Source organism: Arcanobacterium hippocoleae, from assembly GCF_040360365.1.
GTDB classification, from domain to species: Bacteria; Actinomycetota; Actinomycetes; order Actinomycetales; family Actinomycetaceae; genus Arcanobacterium_A; species Arcanobacterium_A hippocoleae_A.
The window spans coordinates 1,860,905-1,877,395 of sequence record NZ_CP136412.1 but is presented as its reverse complement, the minus strand read 5'-3'; the positions used below and the strand labels follow the sequence as shown (position 1 = coordinate 1,877,395).

13 protein-coding genes, 1 pseudogene and 1 riboswitch are annotated in these 16,491 nt (G+C 51.1%); of the genes and pseudogenes, 4 read left to right on the top strand and 10 right to left on the bottom strand.

The features are described 5' to 3' along the window. Positions 1-456: 456 nt before the first annotated feature. Positions 457-972 (bottom strand): hypothetical protein, encoded by a 516-nt coding sequence (locus RQN30_RS09705; RefSeq protein ID WP_353060299.1) that lies wholly within the window; start codon positions 970-972, stop codon positions 457-459. A gap of 533 nt (positions 973-1,505) precedes the next feature. After that, positions 1,506-2,936: a MocR-like pyridoxine biosynthesis transcription factor PdxR gene (gene pdxR / locus RQN30_RS09700; protein WP_353060298.1), complete on the bottom strand. Its 1,431-nt coding sequence runs from the start codon at positions 2,934-2,936 to the stop codon at positions 1,506-1,508. A 128-nt stretch (positions 2,937-3,064) separates the two neighbouring features. Here pdxR and pdxS point away from each other — a divergent pair, with 128 nt between their 5' ends. Continuing rightward, positions 3,065-3,952, top strand: a complete 888-nt coding sequence (gene pdxS / locus RQN30_RS09695) for a pyridoxal 5'-phosphate synthase lyase subunit PdxS (protein ID WP_353060297.1) — start codon at positions 3,065-3,067, stop codon at positions 3,950-3,952. A 75-nt stretch (positions 3,953-4,027) separates the two neighbouring features. Further along, positions 4,028-4,687: a pyridoxal 5'-phosphate synthase glutaminase subunit PdxT gene (gene pdxT / locus RQN30_RS09690; RefSeq protein ID WP_353060296.1), complete on the top strand. Its 660-nt coding sequence runs from the start codon at positions 4,028-4,030 to the stop codon at positions 4,685-4,687. Positions 4,688-4,913: 226 nt separating this feature from the next. Here the strand turns inward: pdxT and RQN30_RS09685 are convergent, their stop codons facing one another. Continuing rightward, entirely contained in the window at positions 4,914-5,255 is a 342-nt protein-coding gene (locus RQN30_RS09685; RefSeq protein ID WP_353060295.1) for a DUF3021 domain-containing protein, read from the bottom strand. A gap of 229 nt (positions 5,256-5,484) precedes the next feature. Next, the gene (locus RQN30_RS09680) at positions 5,485-5,934 is read right to left on the bottom strand and encodes a LytTR family DNA-binding domain-containing protein (protein WP_353060294.1); all 450 of its coding nucleotides are present in this window, start codon (positions 5,932-5,934) and stop codon (positions 5,485-5,487) included. Between the two features lie 377 nt (positions 5,935-6,311). Here RQN30_RS09680 and RQN30_RS09675 point away from each other — a divergent pair, with 377 nt between their 5' ends. Continuing rightward, positions 6,312-7,922, top strand: coding sequence for an ABC-F family ATP-binding cassette domain-containing protein (locus RQN30_RS09675; protein ID WP_353060293.1), 1,611 nt, complete (start codon positions 6,312-6,314; stop codon positions 7,920-7,922). Between the two features lie 113 nt (positions 7,923-8,035). On the opposite strand, the gene RQN30_RS09670 is transcribed toward RQN30_RS09675, so the two are convergent. The 5 genes and pseudogenes from RQN30_RS09670 to RQN30_RS09650 form a co-directional block, all read right to left on the bottom strand. Further along, positions 8,036-9,325, bottom strand: coding sequence for an ATP-binding protein (locus RQN30_RS09670; protein WP_353060292.1), 1,290 nt, complete (start codon positions 9,323-9,325; stop codon positions 8,036-8,038). Positions 9,326-9,523: 198 nt separating this feature from the next. Continuing rightward, positions 9,524-10,330, bottom strand: a complete 807-nt coding sequence (locus RQN30_RS09665) for an energy-coupling factor transporter transmembrane component T family protein (RefSeq protein WP_353060291.1) — start codon at positions 10,328-10,330, stop codon at positions 9,524-9,526. A 123-nt stretch (positions 10,331-10,453) separates the two neighbouring features. Further along, a pseudogene (locus tag RQN30_RS09660) lies at positions 10,454-11,167 on the bottom strand (ATP-binding cassette domain-containing protein); the annotation flags it as partial. Between the two features lie 62 nt (positions 11,168-11,229). Next, positions 11,230-12,621, bottom strand: coding sequence for an energy-coupling factor transporter ATPase (locus RQN30_RS09655; RefSeq protein WP_353061834.1), 1,392 nt, complete (start codon positions 12,619-12,621; stop codon positions 11,230-11,232). A gap of 2 nt (positions 12,622-12,623) precedes the next feature. Then, a complete protein-coding gene (locus RQN30_RS09650; RefSeq protein WP_353060290.1) occupies positions 12,624-13,286 on the bottom strand; it encodes an ECF transporter S component in 663 nt (220 codons plus the stop codon). A gap of 121 nt (positions 13,287-13,407) precedes the next feature. Continuing rightward, positions 13,408-13,627: riboswitch (FMN riboswitch) on the bottom strand. Between the two features lie 81 nt (positions 13,628-13,708). Between RQN30_RS09650 and RQN30_RS09645 the strand changes: the two genes are divergently transcribed. Next, on the top strand, positions 13,709-14,374 hold the full coding sequence (locus RQN30_RS09645) for a DUF4143 domain-containing protein (RefSeq protein WP_491608670.1): 666 nt from the start codon (positions 13,709-13,711) through the stop codon (positions 14,372-14,374). A gap of 549 nt (positions 14,375-14,923) precedes the next feature. Here the strand turns inward: RQN30_RS09645 and lysS are convergent. Further along, positions 14,924-16,456, bottom strand: a complete 1,533-nt coding sequence (gene lysS, locus RQN30_RS09640) for a lysine--tRNA ligase (RefSeq protein ID WP_353060288.1) — start codon at positions 16,454-16,456, stop codon at positions 14,924-14,926. Positions 16,457-16,491: the final 35 nt, after the last annotated feature.

The following is a 16,491-nucleotide window of genomic DNA, read 5'->3' as shown; positions in this document are numbered from 1 at the left end:
TGCGGATAACAATATTTTCCAGCGGGAGAATGATGGCGGGCATAAAAGTGATACCTGCGGATTAAACATCCGCATTTGGTTCACACGATTTTGTGTGCAGTTAGCTGTATTTGCGGAAGCTAGCTGCGCACAGAATCCGTATCACTTTCCGGAAACTAGCGGGTGCCTGCTCTGCTTAAGAAAATCGCAGCGGCGTCAGCGATAAACCGCTTGAGTTTTCCAAGAAATTCAATATATTCGCGCAAGAATACTGACGGGATAAAACAATTGTGCCGTTTACGCCCATAAGCTTTCGCCGCACATCTTAAGTTTGCGTACATAGAACACTGCGCGAATTTCACCCATCATCTCCCTTACGCCCCTGCCCCTCCGATATTCACTCGTGCTCTAATCCGGTATCTGTGTTATTTGATTTGTTATCCGGCAGATAGACCCGGGTCGTGCGCGTACCGAGCATCAATAATCGCAGCGCTGCAGCAAATTCTTTTTCCTTAAATCACGCCCGCGGATCATCGTCGCATACGTTTCCCCGTTCTCTTCACTAAAAAGCGGCGACGGGCGGAAACCCGAACGCAGATAAAAATTCCAACGCCGTTCACGTTGCTGCGCATTAGAAGCCCCGGCTTCTAATGGTTCTAACTGAAGCGCCACCACTCCGCCAGGCTTTGGCGGCTGTACCTGCGCGAGAATCCGTTTGCCGTATCCTCCAGAACGCTGCGCACTATCAATAGCCAAAAAGAGCAGCAACTTCACGTCTTTATACACGTAATCAAAGGTAAAACCCACCGGTGCAGCTTTGCTATCCGAATCGAACCAAGCTAACAGTTTACAATTCGGGCGCAACACCCCAGAGCCGAAAAGAAACAGAGATGACACCCGCTCCTGCGCGGGGAATGCTTCCAAATAAATCTCCCGCACCCGTCGTGCAATGCGTGTACCCGGGAACACTCGCACTGAAATTAAAGTATCCATACCCAGCCTGTTGCCATTCTTAAATCACCACTTTTGTTATTTTGCCCGTTTTACTCGGCGCGTTTTACTCGCCGCGTTTTACTCGGCGCGTTTCAAGATTCTTACAGGATCAGCCCGTTCAGCATCAAAACAAGCCCGCCTGCCATCAGAAACAGTATACAGCTCGGCGGAATGGCAGCACCCCGGAATTTATCCAGGGCGGACTTCCATATCGTGCCTGAGCTGCGAGCTAAACACCAAGACGATATTACAGCCAGTATTTATTTCCCCAATGATTGTTCCGATAAATACACCAGTATTGTTCCGATAAAATATTATGATTCCGCAAAAGCATTGCGGAAAACTTGCAATGAAACCAGCACATGAGAGAAAAAGGTATCGCACCGCTTATTCAGCGGAATTAATCGAAAAATTACAGCTATGGAAGATTTGTTTGCCCAATATTTATATGAACGGCTTGACAAATACTTACATATTTTTGCTGGCAAAAAATGAGTAAATACAAGATTTACATTACGCTAATTCTCCGCTTCTCAACGCCGCGGGTCTGAGTGCGCTGAGCATAAACGCAGCGCACTTGCTATTACCCGCAGCACAAAATCGAATTGTGCATCGCTTAAATGCCCGAAGCTGAGAATAAACCCTTGCGCTCCTCCCGCCCAGCGCTGATCTGCGCGGACAAGGTCAATGCCGGAACGAGAAACTATCTGTTCAAATCTGCTCAAAAGCCGTGTTTGCGCCGCTTCTTCTTGCCGCTCATCTCGCCCCTGTTCTCCTCGCCCGTATTTCTCCTGCGGAAAATGCAGGAAGAAATCAAACCCCATCGGGCGCACCCATGCTCCAAGTTCTTGGGCGACGATTGTTTTGCGGCGTTCTAGCGTCGCACGCATCGTACGGGTATGTTTGCGCACATATCCGTTGTGCAGCAGATATGCAATAGCCCGCTGTGTCACTCCTGCCACCGGCATTCCAAGCTGTGCGCGAGTTTTAAGCAAAGTCTCGATAAAACGCGGCGGCGCAACCACGTAACCTGCCGAAAGACTCGAATGTAAGAGCGTAGAAAACGTCCCCAAAACGATTGCACCCTCATGGAGTGTTGGCATGGGTGCAATCCCATAGCGCAGCTCAGTATTGAAATCGTCTTCTATCAAGACAGTGTTTGTTTCGCTCGCCCACGAAATAAGCTCACTTCTGCGGGCAGCTGGCATATTTTCCCCTGAGGGATACAGATACGACGGCGTTACCAGCAGCACGTCCATTTCTGGAAGCTGCGCAATTATTACGCCGTTTTTATCCACTGGGCAGCGCAGAAGTTCATGCCCAAGCAGCGTAACTATTGCGCGCAGCCCGGGATGCCCCGGATCTTCCACGCCCACGCGCAGTATGCGGCGAAAAGACATTAAAATCAACATCAGCCCCTCGCGGCTTCCGCCCGTCACCAACACAGATTCAGCCGCAACTGGCAGCATTCTAGTAAGGCGAATATGCTCAGCAATCGCTTCCCGTAGTTCTGGCTGCCCCGCTGGCGCTAAATGCGTTTCGCCGTCCGCTGCCGCTTGCCTCCACGCAGAGCGCCAGGCACTTGCCCGCACATTCACTTCCGAGGCTGAAGATGGTTTAAGTGAGATTTTCTTTCGCGGCGACGGCGCAAGTGTCCGCGGTATTTCGGCTCTCGAGGGCGCAGGCTTGCAAGCGGCAGGCAAAGATTGCACAAGCGCGGCATGAACTTTCGTCGCTCCGCCGGGTGTTAATTGCAGATACCCCTCGGCATGCAGCTGATCAAAAGCTGCAGTGACGGTTCCGCGCGATACGCCTAACTGTACTGCCAATGTGCGCGTTCCCGGAAGCGCATCGCCCGGTTTGAGTGTGCCGCCGTTAATTAACGCGCGTATCTGGGCAGCAATTTGTGCCGGCAGCGGCGACGGCGCGCGGCGTTCTATTTTTAACGAAAGTTCAGCACGCATTTCATTCCCTCACTCTCTTTATCGCACAGTTGCAATCGCACCAGCCTCCCCTGCATCGCACAACTGGACTAAAAAGTAGTCTAATACTGGCTCTTTTATTTAGCCAGTATTCTTGAGACGATAAAGAAATGAACAATTCACACAATCAAAATCTCGTTAATCAAGGCTTGGCGCAAATGCTGAAAGGCGGCGTAATTATGGACGTCGTCACTCCGGAACAAGCCAAAATCGCTGAAGATGCGGGCGCCGTCGCCGTGATGGCTCTTGAACGTGTCCCTGCCGACATTCGTGCACAAGGCGGCGTGGCGCGGATGTCGGATCCAGACTTAATCGAATCAATTATCGCAGCCGTTTCGATTCCGGTAATGGCAAAAGCGCGGATTGGGCACACTGCGGAAGCCCAAATTCTGGAGCATCTTGGGGTGGACTATATCGACGAATCCGAGGTGCTCTCTCCTGCCGATTACGTCAACCATATTGATAAGCGCAAATTCAAAGTACCGTTCGTGTGCGGGGCAACAAATCTTGGCGAGGCACTGCGGCGAATCAATGAGGGCGCTGCCATGATTCGTTCCAAAGGCGAAGCCGGCACGGGTGACGTCTCAGAAGCCACCAAACATATCCGTACAATTCGCGCGGAAATCGCACGGCTGCAAAACTTACCAAAAGACGAACTGTACGCGGCGGCAAAAGAGCTGCAAGCACCGTACGAACTTGTGCAATACACGGCCGAGCATGGAGAACTCCCCGTAGTGCTGTTTACTGCTGGCGGGATTGCCACCCCGGCTGATGCTGCACTGATGATGCAGCTCGGCGCAGACGGCGTATTCGTCGGCTCCGGTATTTTCAAATCAGGAAATCCGGCCAAACGCGCTGAAGCAATCGTGCGCGCCACTGCTGCTTATGAAGATATCTCCGTAGTCGCCGCGGCTTCGCGCGGGCTTGGCGAAGCGATGGTCGGAATTAACGTATCCGATTTGCCTGCACCGCACCGCCTTGCAGAGCGCGGCTGGTGACATGGAAAATCCGCCAATACCGCACACCTTCAACAGCCGCAGCAGCACACCATACCACCTTACGGAAGGCGAATAATGATTGGAGTTCTTGCACTTCAAGGAGGAGTACGCGAGCATGTGCAGATGCTTGAATCGCTTGGGGCGCGCGTGCTGCTTGTGAAGAATGCAGCACAGTTAGCACAGATTAACGGGATCGTGCTGCCAGGCGGAGAATCTTCCGCAATGGATCGAATCCTGCGGCGATTTAAAATGCGTGACGCACTGATTGAACGGCTCCAGGAAATCCCCGTATTAGGCACATGCGCGGGGTTAATCATGCTGGCTAAAGGTGTGATTAACCCCGCCCCAGGGCAAGAAACACTGAAAATTCTCGATATTGACGTGCGCCGCAATGCTTTCGGCCCGCAGCGTGATTCTGCCGTCGAACAAATCGACACAATATACGGCACAGTACAAGCTGCATTTATTCGTGCCCCCGAAATTGTGCGAATCGGAGCAGGCAGCGCCAATGCACACACGCAATATCAGCAGTACCGGAATTTTGCCCATGCGGAAAACCCGCCTGCCAGCTCAGAAAGTCTGCTCACTAGTCCAGAGAACCCAGACCTGCGCCCGATTGCCTATATCGATGGGCGAATTGTGGGTGTGATAAGCCCGCAGGCAATCGGCATCAGCTTTCACCCGGAACTAACTGGAGATACCACAATTCACGAGGAGTTTTTGCAGCTCATCTAATGTACAGTACTGAATTTTGCGAAATATAAACATAACGGCATCGCACGGGATTGTGCTGATTTTACCCCTGTTAGTGCCGCAACTGCGGTTTTAGGGATCAGACTAATCCAGCTCGCAACCCTTCAGCACCCTGCTTCCCATGCACCTAATGGAGATTACACCTAGTTTGGAATAGTTTATCTGACGTTTGCACCGCCTGCCGCCGGCACCTCTAAACAGTAAACAACTATTCACCTTTCTCTGCTTGCAGCTGCGCGTTAAGTTTATTCACTTCCGCACAGGATAACACATATAACACTGCCCAGATCACCGCATAGACAATCAGGATAGTTACTATAGTGCCGAGTAATCCAGCCGCGTTATCCCACCAATGCAGGTAAATACCCGCAGCTAGACCGCAGCAAACAACAATCACCAAATGCAGTCCAGTAGCTAAGATGAGCGGGCGGGTTTCATTTTCATAAATCTTGCCGGCAAAAGCACAAATCACACCGTAGAGTGCATACACGATTCGCTCGATAAACACGCCGGTATGCGGATTACTAAACTGTTCGAGGAAACTCGGCATACCAGGCGAGTATGCAGACTCTGAGAGCGCAGAAAAATCAGCTCAATGCTGGTACCGACAGCAATACCAATGCAAGCACCGAAAATAATATGCGAGAAAAAATCTTTGATTTTCATGGGAAATATCCTTTGCGTAAAAGTATTTAACAGAAGCGGTTATTGGCGACGGCGACGTTGCGTGCGAGCCGAACCGCACCAGCCGCCGCTCCAGTTCTAGCCCGAGCCGCACTCTATAGCCCAAGTTTTGCTTTGAAGCTGGAAAGTTGACGGCGGGAAACGTAGTATCGTGTGCCGTCTTTGAGATGCACGCTGATTGTGCCAGTGAGCGAAAGATCAAGATTCTTGATTGCATTAATACTGACGATCTCTGATTGTGAAATACGCGCAAAGTCGCCTGCGGGAAGCGCCTTTTCTATTTCGTATAGGCGTTGTTTGAGCTGCCATTCCCCGCTTGCAGTGTGTGCCCACACAGATTTGTCTTTCGTGTAGAAAGCAAGCACGGTACGCACATCAATGACGGCAGCGTCACGGCCTTGCATTCCAATAATCCGCCGCAACTCACTCGGCGTACTGCCTGAAGCTATCTGCTCGATAGCACGCACGTCGTCATCAATCTCAGCAGCGGTGACGGCAACGCTCACCTCGGACACGCTCGGATCAATCGTCAGCGTAAACTTCATAAGACCTCATTTCCTTAAGGGATCTTTACAGTTCAAGTAAATATGGTAACCGCTCGGGAACCTGGCCTGAGCAGATATGCGGTGGCGGATTAAAGATAAGCGGTGAGTACAGCCATATACGCAATCAAAGTTTAACCAGCTGTACTTTTTGCGATGAACAAACCAACGCACAGACTTTATCCATGAGCAATGATGAGAGTTGCTTCCGGGCAGAGGAAAATCTCACCATCTTAATGTACACTGAGGATAGCAGTGCCGAGTTTCGGCAGTAATGATTGCGAAATTATTGAAGGAGTGTGCTGTTCCGGTGGTTTTGTAATTTCCGCTCAGCTTCGCTGAGACGTTCCCTAAGTTTATTCAGCGTTTCGGAGATTACTATGCCTGCAATCATTCTCGACAATATTTCATTTTCTTACGGTTCACGGACTGTTCTCGATAGAGTCAGTCTAAGCGTTGGAGACGGCGAGCGCGCGTTCCTGGTCGGATCAAATGGATCCGGTAAATCTACTCTTTTGAAAGTAATCACTGGTGAGCTATCACCCGATTCCGGGAAGATTGTTTCCGGAATGCATCGCTTCAGGGTTCCTGATCCGGATGTATTCACCGGAAGCGCGGGAGAGTTTCTTGACGCCGCTCTTGCACCATTCAAACTTCTTATGTCCCGTTTTGAGCAGCTCACCGCTGCGATAGCTGGCGGCGAGACTGGGCTTGACGCCGAGTACGACCGTACGCTCGCCCGCATCGGGGCGCTAGATTTGTGGTCTTTGGATGCGCGTGTAAGCGCAACACTGAACGGACTTGGGCTTGCAGATCTCACCGCGGCTAATATTTGCCGAAAGCTCGATAGTTTATCACCCGGGCAAAAGGCGCGGCTGAAATTGGCGACACTTCTTATGCTTCGCCCTGAGGTGCTTATTCTTGATGAGCCAACCAATCACCTTGATTCCGAAGCGATCGGCTATCTTGCGCAGACCATCAAGAATTGGGAAGGGCCAGTGTTGGCCACCAGCCACGACCGTGCCTTTATCGACTGTACCGCAACCGTGATTTACGACATGAACATTACTGTGTGGAGGGAACTGGCACGGCTCGACGGGCAGAAGATTGAGGGCGTGTATCGAAATGCTGGATCATACTCAGACTATTTTGCCGCAAAGGCAGCAGCTCAAGAGAAATACCGCAGCATTCACGCTGCGCAGCAGGCGCAGAAGCGCGAGATACGCGAGCACCGGCATAAGAGCATGAAAATTTCCCGCGGCGGAATTCGCGTACAAACAGCGGCTCCCAAAGAGAAAAAGTTTTTCACAGATCGAGCGGCGAAAACGTCCGTAAAAAGAACTAGGTACGACGACGTTCGCCTTGAGCGGCTTGAACAGCAGGAAGTACGCAAACCTCGCAGCCACCGTCTCGAATTTCCTGCCTATGAATCGAATTTTGCACCGGGGCTGGCGGTGAGCGCCCGCAACGCGGCAGTGCCTGGCCGATTGACGAGGGTCAGTTTCGATTTGGAGAGAGGCGAGCACCTGCTCGTTACGGGCGGGAACGGATCCGGTAAATCTACATTGCTCAACTGGATTGCTGCTGGCACTCCGCCTGCACATAGCCAGAGTACTGGAGCTATTGTGCGCGATGAACCAATTGGAATTGTTCCGCAACGCCTTCCCGCCGAATCTGATCCTGGTTTTGAATCGAGTCTCTGGAGAGCGGGTATTGGCGAACGCGGAAAAGGAATTTTACACCCCGCAATGTGGACCACGCCGATTCCGGAGCTATCTGCCGGAAATCAGCGCAGAGCACAACTCGCAAGCGTGCTCGCCAACCATCCCGCGCTGCTAGTTCTAGATGAGCCCACCAATTATCTTGATCTCGACACAATGCATGCCCTCGAAAATGCCTTACGCACCTGGCACGGAACGCTCGTTGCAGCGAGCCATGACCGCTGGCTAATCGAGCACTGGCACGGGCGCCGACTCCAGCTCACGCCCTAAATGTTCCGCCCTACTTAATATTCACTCGCTGCAGCAAACGGACAGATTGCTTATATGATTTTCTTCGCTCAGCCGAGCTGAAATACATTTGCCGTATTTGCCGCTCTCAGCAATTAGTGTGCTTGCCAGAGCATCGAAATCGGCATTGCCCAGAGTCTCGCGCCCATTGGAAGTATTTCTTTCCCCGCGTACAGCACAATCCCTGCCTTAAATTTCTCACCAGCAAGCTCCTGAAGATATTTCAGCCCGGAAAAATCTTTCATAGAAAGCGACATCGCAGCTTTCACTTCAATCCCCACCACGTTTCGCCCACGATCTTCAAGCACTAAATCGACTTCTTTCCCCGTCGAAGTACGAAAATGAAACATCTTAAAATGCACTTTCGACCACGTTTGCTGCTTTAATAATTCAGAAGCAACAAACGATTCAACTAAACCGCGAGTAATACTGCTTGAAATTTGCAGTTCTAAAGCATCAGCATTCATACCAGAAATAATCGCCGCTATACCTGAATCTTGCAAAAATACTTTCGGTTTGGAAATCACCCTTTTGTGTAAATTTGCACCCCAAGCAGGTAAAACATCTATTAAAAACACATCTTTCAGTGCAGCGAGATAATTCGGGAGGCTTCGTTCAGGAATATTTAGTTCCCGAGCAGAATGCGCCGCTACAAATTCAAAAGCACCCATACTCGCAATCAGGTTAAGCATGCGCTCAAGCCGATCCGGGAACTGGATTCCACAAATTTCTGATGCGTCTTTTGAAAGTACTCGCTGCACATATGCATCCGCCCATCTGCTTTGACGCCGCGGCATAGCATTAAGAAGCTCTGGATAGTTGGGAGTAACTACCATTTTTAAATAGTCACGACGGGTATACGAACGAGCTTGCGAACTAATCTCCGGCATCTCCCCGCTCTCACCCATCTTCCAAATCAAATCGGCAAAATCTTCACATTTTCCGCGCAGTTCACCCTGGCTTAATCCACGCAGAAAAATAGTCTCAGCCCGGCCCGCAAGACTTTCTTCAGAACCACGCAACGATTCTAAATTAGATGAGCCAGTGACAATAAAGCACCCTGGACGCCGATTTTCTTCGAGCGCCCCTTTTATTGCCCGAAACAGACTTGGTACACGCTGAATTTCATCAATCGCCAAAATTCCCTGCGGAAATTGCCGCACAAACCCATCCGGATCTGCTTGCGCTGCTGAAAGAACTGCATAATCATCAAGATTAACCATCTGCGCCTGCCGGTTTTCAATAAGCTGACGCACAAAAGTGGTCTTTCCAACTTGCCTGGCTCCAGAGACGCAAAGAACCGGAGTGTCAGAAAGAATTTCTTCCGCTAAAGATTGGGAATTTCGGCTAATTAACGAGCTTTCCATAAACCAAACATACCACATGCTGCGGTTCTGCAGCGTTCTCATTGCGGTTTTACACACATTCCGTTGCGGTTCTGCAGCATTTTCATTGCGGTTTTACACACATTCCGTTGCGGTTCTGCAGCATATGCGAGTTGACACAACACCGCCGAATTCCCCAAGGCCCAAACGAGTTGATGACCTTTAACATGAAGCACCTCAAAACCTCAGAGCCCAACCCTAAAACCCGCACACACGCATGGCAGCAATGCCTGCAGCGAGAGCAGATACTGCCGCAATTGCGGAAGCGTCACTGCGCCCGATTCGCAGTTCCCGATAGCGGCTGCGTTCAGCTCCAGCGCTGTAGCAGCGAGCTTCCATCGCGACAGCCAACTCATCCGAGTGGCGCAGCGCGCTAGCGAAGAGCGGCACGAGAATCGGGATAAAGAAACGCACTTTATCGCACAGTCTGCCTGATCCAAGATCAGCTCCGCGTGCTGATTGCGCTTTCATAATTCGCTGCGCTTCACCAAAGAGAATTGGGATGAAACGCAAAGAAATTGAACTCATCAACGCCATTTCGCGAGCTGGAAAGCCGAAACGCTCCAACGGCTTACACATGCGTTCCAGTGCATCAGCGAAACGAATAGCTGGAGTAGTGAGCGAAAGCAACGCTCCGCCGAACATCAGACAGAGCAGCCGCGAGAGCATAATGATTGTTGCGCGCACACCGTCGGAAGTGATTAGAACAAAATGCCAATGCACCAGCACCTGCCCCGTACGAATCGCAAAGAGATTCAGCAGTGCCGAAGCCAGCATTAAGAAGAAAATCGGGCGAATAGCGCGCAAGATATCACCCAGCGGCACGCGCGAAAGCACAGCTAACGCGAAGAAAAACACCACCATAACACCGAGTGTGAGATAGGAGTTCGCCGCCAACACCGCCGCCATCAAAGTGCCTGTAAGTACGATTTTTACGCGCGGATCCAAACGATGCAGCGGCGAATCAACATTCACAAACTGCCCGAACGGCACACTAAACGCCATAGTCACCTCGTTTCTCACTCCTCGGAATCGCAGAAGAAAGCTCCAAAGAACAATCGGCGGAGAAATCTACAGCACAATCAGCGGGAACACCAGCGGAAAGCTCGTCTTGGGATCGGCATGAACTCACCTCTTGATGAGGATGAGAAGCCGAAGATATCTGAGAAGCCGGGAACATTTGCGAAACACCGGAATCCTGCCGTATGTTCTCGACGCCGTGCTGAGAATTTCTCCCGCACCATTGATTCGCGATTGCATCTGCAAGCTCGTCAAGAGTGTAGGGTATCGGCGCAAACTCCCAGCCGCGCGCAGCCAGCTTTTTGCACACGCTGCAGCTTTCGGAATCCCAAGCCCAATATCACGCAGCTCCTGCGCTCGTGAAAACACAGCGTTACGGTTTCCCTCCATAAACACCTTGCCATGATTGAGCACCACAATATGTTCGGCAAGCTGCGCGACGTCGTCCATAGAATGCGAAACCATCACAATCGTAGTACCGACGCTATGCAATCGCTGCAAAATTTCTTTAATCTCTTGCCGCCCGCGCGGATCTAATCCGGCCATTGGTTCGTCAACAATCAGCACTTTTGGGCGCATTGCAAGAATCCCCGCAAAAGCCACACGGCGTTTTTGGCCTCCCGACAGTTCAAAAGGCGACGTCTCGCGCAGTTCTGCCGGATCTAGCCCCACCTCCCGCATCGCTTCAGCGTACATCTCTTCCCGCTGTGCTTCGCTTGCGCCAAAGTTTTTCGGACCAAAAGTGACGTCGGCAAAAACTGTTTCCGCAAAAAGCTGATATTCAGGATACTGACTCACATATCCAATCATCGCCCGCAAGGTTTTCTGCCTCTGCGCTTTCTCTTCACGACGGCACCCGCTCTTTCCAAAGCTCCAGCACCGATTTAAGCCCGTGTTTCGCTGCCGCGGCTCCCCGCAATTTCGCCGTCAATCAATATTTCACCGGCAGTCGGTGCGTGTAAGCCTTTTATCTGCTCTACTAACGTCGATTTCCCAGATCCGGTATGCCCCACGATGCAGCAAAATTCTCCGGCCGCGATACGTAAATCAATCCCCGCTAGAATCGCCCCATGCTCTCGGCTCGCTGTCTCAGGAGCGCGGCGAAGCAGCTTCACAGCTTTTGGATCCGCCGCAAATGTGACGCCGCGAAACTCAATCTCCCCAACGAGGCTCTTTGCGTCGTGAGCAGCTGCGTTCGTTATCCCCTGTTCAGCAGTGTTCTTTAAACCGAGTGCAGCTATATTTTCACTTGCATGCCCAAATGTATTCTTTTCGTTACGCCCAAATATGCTGAAAGAATTATGCTCAGGTTCATACTGCCCATGTCGGCGCTCGCGTACACCGCAAACGAAACGTTTATCCGAGCTGCAATCCGCTTCCGCGGTCACACTGTGAACTGCGCTTTCATCTACGCACCCACCTGCATACAGCGTCTCGATAATATCTTCCATGTTTCCAGTATCCGGCACCGGCACTCCTCGCCCCTGCAGCGCTTGCGCAAGCTGCATCGCGAACGGCTCTTCCAATCCCAGCGAACGAATATCGTCACCGTATGCAAACACTTCCGTTGGGGTGCCGGAAAGCGCAATCTTCCCTTCTTTCATTACAATCACTTTGTCTGCTGCAAGCGCTTCATCCATAAAGTGCGTAATGTGCACCACTCCAATTCCGGCATCATTAAGCTCTCGCATTACACGCCGAATCCCACGCCGCCCGCGCGGATCAAGCATCGCGCCGGGTTCGTCGAAAACAATCAGTTCGGGACGCAGCGCCAGCACTCCGGCAATGGCAACGCGCTGCTTTTCACCTCCGGAAAGAGAGTTCGGATCTCGCTCCGCGAAAGCTTCGAGCGCAACCTCAGCCAAGGCCTGATCTACCCGTTCAATAATAGCTTCACGATTAAGCCCGAGATTCTCAGGGCCAAAAGCTACATCGTCCCGCACAGTGTTGGCGACCATTTGATTATCCGGATTTTGAAAAACCATTGCGCAATTGCGGCGAACCTCCAGCGTGCAGCGCTCGTGACTGGTATCCGAACCGCGCACGTGCACACTCCCCGAATCCGGAATAAGCAAGGCGTTTATGTGTTTGGCAAGCGTGGATTTTCCGCTGCCGTTTTCACCAAGCACCACGGTATATTCGCGCATATCCAACCAAGCGCTGATGCCGCGCAGCACGTCACGTTCGTCATCATACGAAAAACGCACATCGTCGAAAATCACAGCGCGCTCCACGGGACGCGGCAGAGCAGACAGCTTTGGGCTGTTGATATCCATGCTCACACGCGCTTGCGTCCAGTTTTCTTATTTGTCATCTGCCCCACTATCTTGTGCACGGATTTGTAGAGCAGCTGCACAATCACACAGTTGAGTACGATTTTGATGAGGTTAAATGGCACCAGAATCGGAAGAATCATCTTCATCACATCGGATACAGTGCCGCCGTAGTAGAGCGGAGTAGCAATGAAGTTGAGCCCTACGGCCACGATAATAGCGAGCGCTCCGCCGAGCACCATTCCAAGAATCCCTCCGAGACGGGTGCGCTTCTTCCGATATATTGCTGCTGCAGGAAAGATTAGCGCCAGCGCTGCAGCAATGTTCATCAGAGCACCAATAGGGTTCATAAAAATCCGCGGAAGCCATGAGATGACGGCCACTGCAGATCCGGAAAATGGGCCGAAAATAAATCCGGCAATAAGTGCGATCACGCCTGAGGGATCATACTTCAAGAACGGTGCCGGCGGGAAAAGAGCAATTTCGATGAAGCTCAAAATCGCAGCCATCGCGGAAAAAACTGCCAATGTTACCAATTCCCGAGTGTTCCATCTCGGCTTGGCAGCCGCAGGAGAAGAAGATACGGCAGCATGAGCGGAGGAATCCGCACTGCTGAAGCTGTTGTTAGTATCGTTTGTGTTGTGTAGTTGTGTGAGATTGCCAGACATGCTCTGCGCACCTTTCGTCAGGCATATATGCCTTCGTCTTTTTCACGCACCAGATTTTGGTACGAAAAAGCCCGCTGAAAAGCGGGCGGCGGTATGCACAGATATGGAGATATGCCAGTGCCTACCGTTTCTTCCATCCGGACTATTACCGTTGGTCGGGAAATCTCATCCCAGTCAGCCGCTATCCGCAAAGCTATCTCTGCCAAGCTGTACGGATGGCGGGTCGCGGACTAAAAGCGGCGATTCACGCGCCTAGCTCAAAGCTCGAAAGCTCATACTATGCTCGGAATCTAAGCTCTATCACCGCCAGTGAGGAATTACACCTCGCCCTGAAACAGTTTTACTGCTCAGGAACACTATAACGTGTTTTGGAAAAAATGTCACCGCCTTACATAAATCACATTTAACGTCACAGCCGATTATTGCGCAGTAAATATCAACAGGCACACCACCGCGCAGCACGCAGCGCATTAATGCGTTCAATTGCAAGAAACATCGGGCAAGCACCGAGCCTCTCAACACTTGTATCCGACGTCACTGCCACAGACGGATTAGCGGATCGAGCAACAGTCCAACGATGGTTTGCGGCACTGCAAAGACTATTTGTAGTTGACACCGTAGACGCTTGGTCACCAAGACTCCGCTCGAAAGCCGTGATTCGCACGTCACCAGTGCTATACTTTACCGATTCATCACTGACGGCTTATCTCCTTGGAGCTACCAGTGAGCGCCTATTAAAAGATCTCAAAACTGCCGGATTTATTTTTGAAAACTATGTATATCAACAGCTTGCCGCATACGCTGAAGCAATTGGCGGGCACGTGCTTCATTATCGCGACTCTAAGGGTAAAGAATTTGATTCCGCAATCGTACTGGAAGACGGCTCATGGATTGGCGCGGAAATCAAACTTGGACCGGGTTCTATCCCTGCAGGAATCTCAGGGCGAGTTTCAACATACAACAGCATTGACACAGCCGCACTAGGAGAACCGCGAGCGCTGATGCTCATCGTCGGTGGAACAGATATAGCATACACTGACCCGCAAAGCGGCGTGCATGTTATTCCAATCCAGGCATTAAGCGCCTAATTCCGCAAAATATTGGGATGGTTCACCAAAATCAAAATTAAATCGGTGCTTCGTGTTTCGTTTGTGCAGGTTTGCGTTTTTGTTCGCGTGAGAGTTGCATTTTGTTTACATGCGGAGTAAATTGCCGGCATTTTATTACATAACTGCCGGCATAATCCTTGCAATGTTACGTAAGCAGTGGCGAAATAGGCGGTTTTGCGCAACTACGGGAAAGCCGTCGCTGCTTTAATCCTGCGACCTGCGTAAACGCAAGCACTTTCGACGGTAAAAAATACAGACCAAGTTCTTGCCGCCGCTTACGTGAAATTCCAGAGATTATGACGCCGCTTACGCAGACTCACAATTACTTCTGCCGCCGCTTACGCGGACTAATACCTACTTCGCTATCAGCTACATTAGTCAAAGCGAATAACACCGCCGCCCAGATAAAAGCAAAGTGCATGCCCAGTTCAAAATAAACTCAGCACGCACTTCACATAAAACAGCCGCTATATTGAGCTAACGCGCAACAGAGCGCGTCAAATTCACTTCCGCGTTTGTGCTAACCGCTTATCCGCGCTTTACAAACGGGAAAGCAATAGTCTCACGGATCCCGAAACCAGTAAGCGCCATCAGCATCCGGTCAATCCCCATGCCCATGCCGCCCGACGGCGGGAATCCCTGCTCCATTGCTTCAATGAAATCTTCATCGAGCTGCATTGCTTCCGGATCACCATTTGCTGCTTCCAGCGATTGCGCGGTTAAACGTTCCCGCTGAATCACTGGATCGGCAAGCTCGGAATATGCAGTAGCAGTTTCCACACCGCGAATATATAAATCCCATTTTTCGGTAAGCCCAGGCTTAGTGCGATGCCCGCGCGTGAGCGGTGAAGTGTCTTCCGGGAAATCACGCACGAAAGTTGGGCGATAAAGGTGGTCGCCCACCAGTTCTTCCCAAATATCTTCTGCAATCTTGCCGTTTACGGCATAATCTTTCACCTTAATCCCATGCTCATTCGCGATCTCAATTAAGCGCTCCCGCGGAGTTTCCACCGTAATTTCTTCTCCCAGCGCCGCCGAAAGCGAATCATAAAGGCAGATTTCGTCCCATTCTCCGCCCAAATCGTACTCGGTGCCGTCGGCGAGAGTTACGGTAGTGGTACCGAAAATGTCCATCGCTGCATTTTGAATCAAATCTTTAGTCAGCTTTGCCATCGTATCGTAGGTGGCATAAGCCTGATATGCTTCCATTGCGGAAAACTCTGGCGAATGTGAAGAATCAGCGCCTTCGTTACGGAAATTCTTACCAATTTCGTAAACGCGCTCTACACCGCCGACTACGGCGCGTTTGAGATAAAGCTCGGTTGCAATCCGCAGATACAAATCTTCATCATAAGCGTTGATATGCGTGGTAAAAGGGCGAGCTGCCGCACCGCCATGCAAAGTCTGCAAAATCGGTGTCTCAATCTCGATAAACTCACGATCTTCGAAAGTCTTGCGAATTGAGCGCATCATTTTTGCCCGAATCCGAATCATATCACGGGCGCCTTGGCGCGTAATCAAATCAAGATGCCGCGCACGCACGCGCGTCTCTTCACTCAAGCTCATCTCTTCGCCGTCGGCAGTGGTGAAAGTCTTTGGCAGCGGACGAATTGCTTTTGCCGCCATTTGCCACGAATGTGCAAACACCGAAAGTTCTCCGCGTTTTGAAGCACCAATATGCCCTTCAACAAATATATGATCGCCAAGATCAACATTTGCTTTCAAATATGCCAAAGATTCTGCGCCCACATTTGCGAGAGAGAAAATAACTTGCACCCGAGTGCCGTCGCCCGATTGCAAAACCGTGAATGCAATCTTTCCCGACGGACGCATAAACATCACCCGCCCAGCAATTCCGACTTCGTCTGCCAGCTCTTCACCCGGCGCTACGCTTTCATACTTTTCCCGCACTTGCGCAATAGTTGAAGTAATCGGCAGCTGCGCCGGGTATGCTTCGAAACCATCAGCAAGCAGCTTTTCACGCTTCGCCCGGCGCACCTGAATCTGCTCTGGAGCGTCGTCGCCAAAAACTTCGGATTTCGATTCGAGATTCTGATTCATTTTTTAGATCCTAATTTGGATTGTGCGCGCCCTAA

Excerpts from the sequence above, each read along its gene's own strand:
- RQN30_RS09705 (WP_353060299.1), bottom strand. The coding sequence starts at position 972 with ATGGATACTTTAATTTCAGTGCGAGTGTTCCCGGGTACACGCATTGCA.
- pdxR (WP_353060298.1), bottom strand. The coding sequence starts at position 2,936 with ATGCGTGCTGAACTTTCGTTAAAAATAGAACGCCGCGCGCCGTCGCCG.
- pdxS (WP_353060297.1), top strand. The coding sequence starts at position 3,065 with ATGAACAATTCACACAATCAAAATCTCGTTAATCAAGGCTTGGCGCAA.
- pdxT (WP_353060296.1), top strand. The coding sequence starts at position 4,028 with ATGATTGGAGTTCTTGCACTTCAAGGAGGAGTACGCGAGCATGTGCAG.
- RQN30_RS09685 (WP_353060295.1), bottom strand. The coding sequence starts at position 5,255 with ATGCCGAGTTTCCTCGAACAGTTTAGTAATCCGCATACCGGCGTGTTT.
- RQN30_RS09680 (WP_353060294.1), bottom strand. The coding sequence starts at position 5,934 with ATGAAGTTTACGCTGACGATTGATCCGAGCGTGTCCGAGGTGAGCGTT.
- RQN30_RS09675 (WP_353060293.1), top strand. The coding sequence starts at position 6,312 with ATGCCTGCAATCATTCTCGACAATATTTCATTTTCTTACGGTTCACGG.
- RQN30_RS09670 (WP_353060292.1), bottom strand. The coding sequence starts at position 9,325 with ATGTGGTATGTTTGGTTTATGGAAAGCTCGTTAATTAGCCGAAATTCC.
- RQN30_RS09665 (WP_353060291.1), bottom strand. The coding sequence starts at position 10,330 with ATGGCGTTTAGTGTGCCGTTCGGGCAGTTTGTGAATGTTGATTCGCCG.
- RQN30_RS09655 (WP_353061834.1), bottom strand. The coding sequence starts at position 12,621 with ATGGATATCAACAGCCCAAAGCTGTCTGCTCTGCCGCGTCCCGTGGAG.
- RQN30_RS09650 (WP_353060290.1), bottom strand. The coding sequence starts at position 13,286 with ATGTCTGGCAATCTCACACAACTACACAACACAAACGATACTAACAAC.
- lysS (WP_353060288.1), bottom strand. The coding sequence starts at position 16,456 with ATGAATCAGAATCTCGAATCGAAATCCGAAGTTTTTGGCGACGACGCT.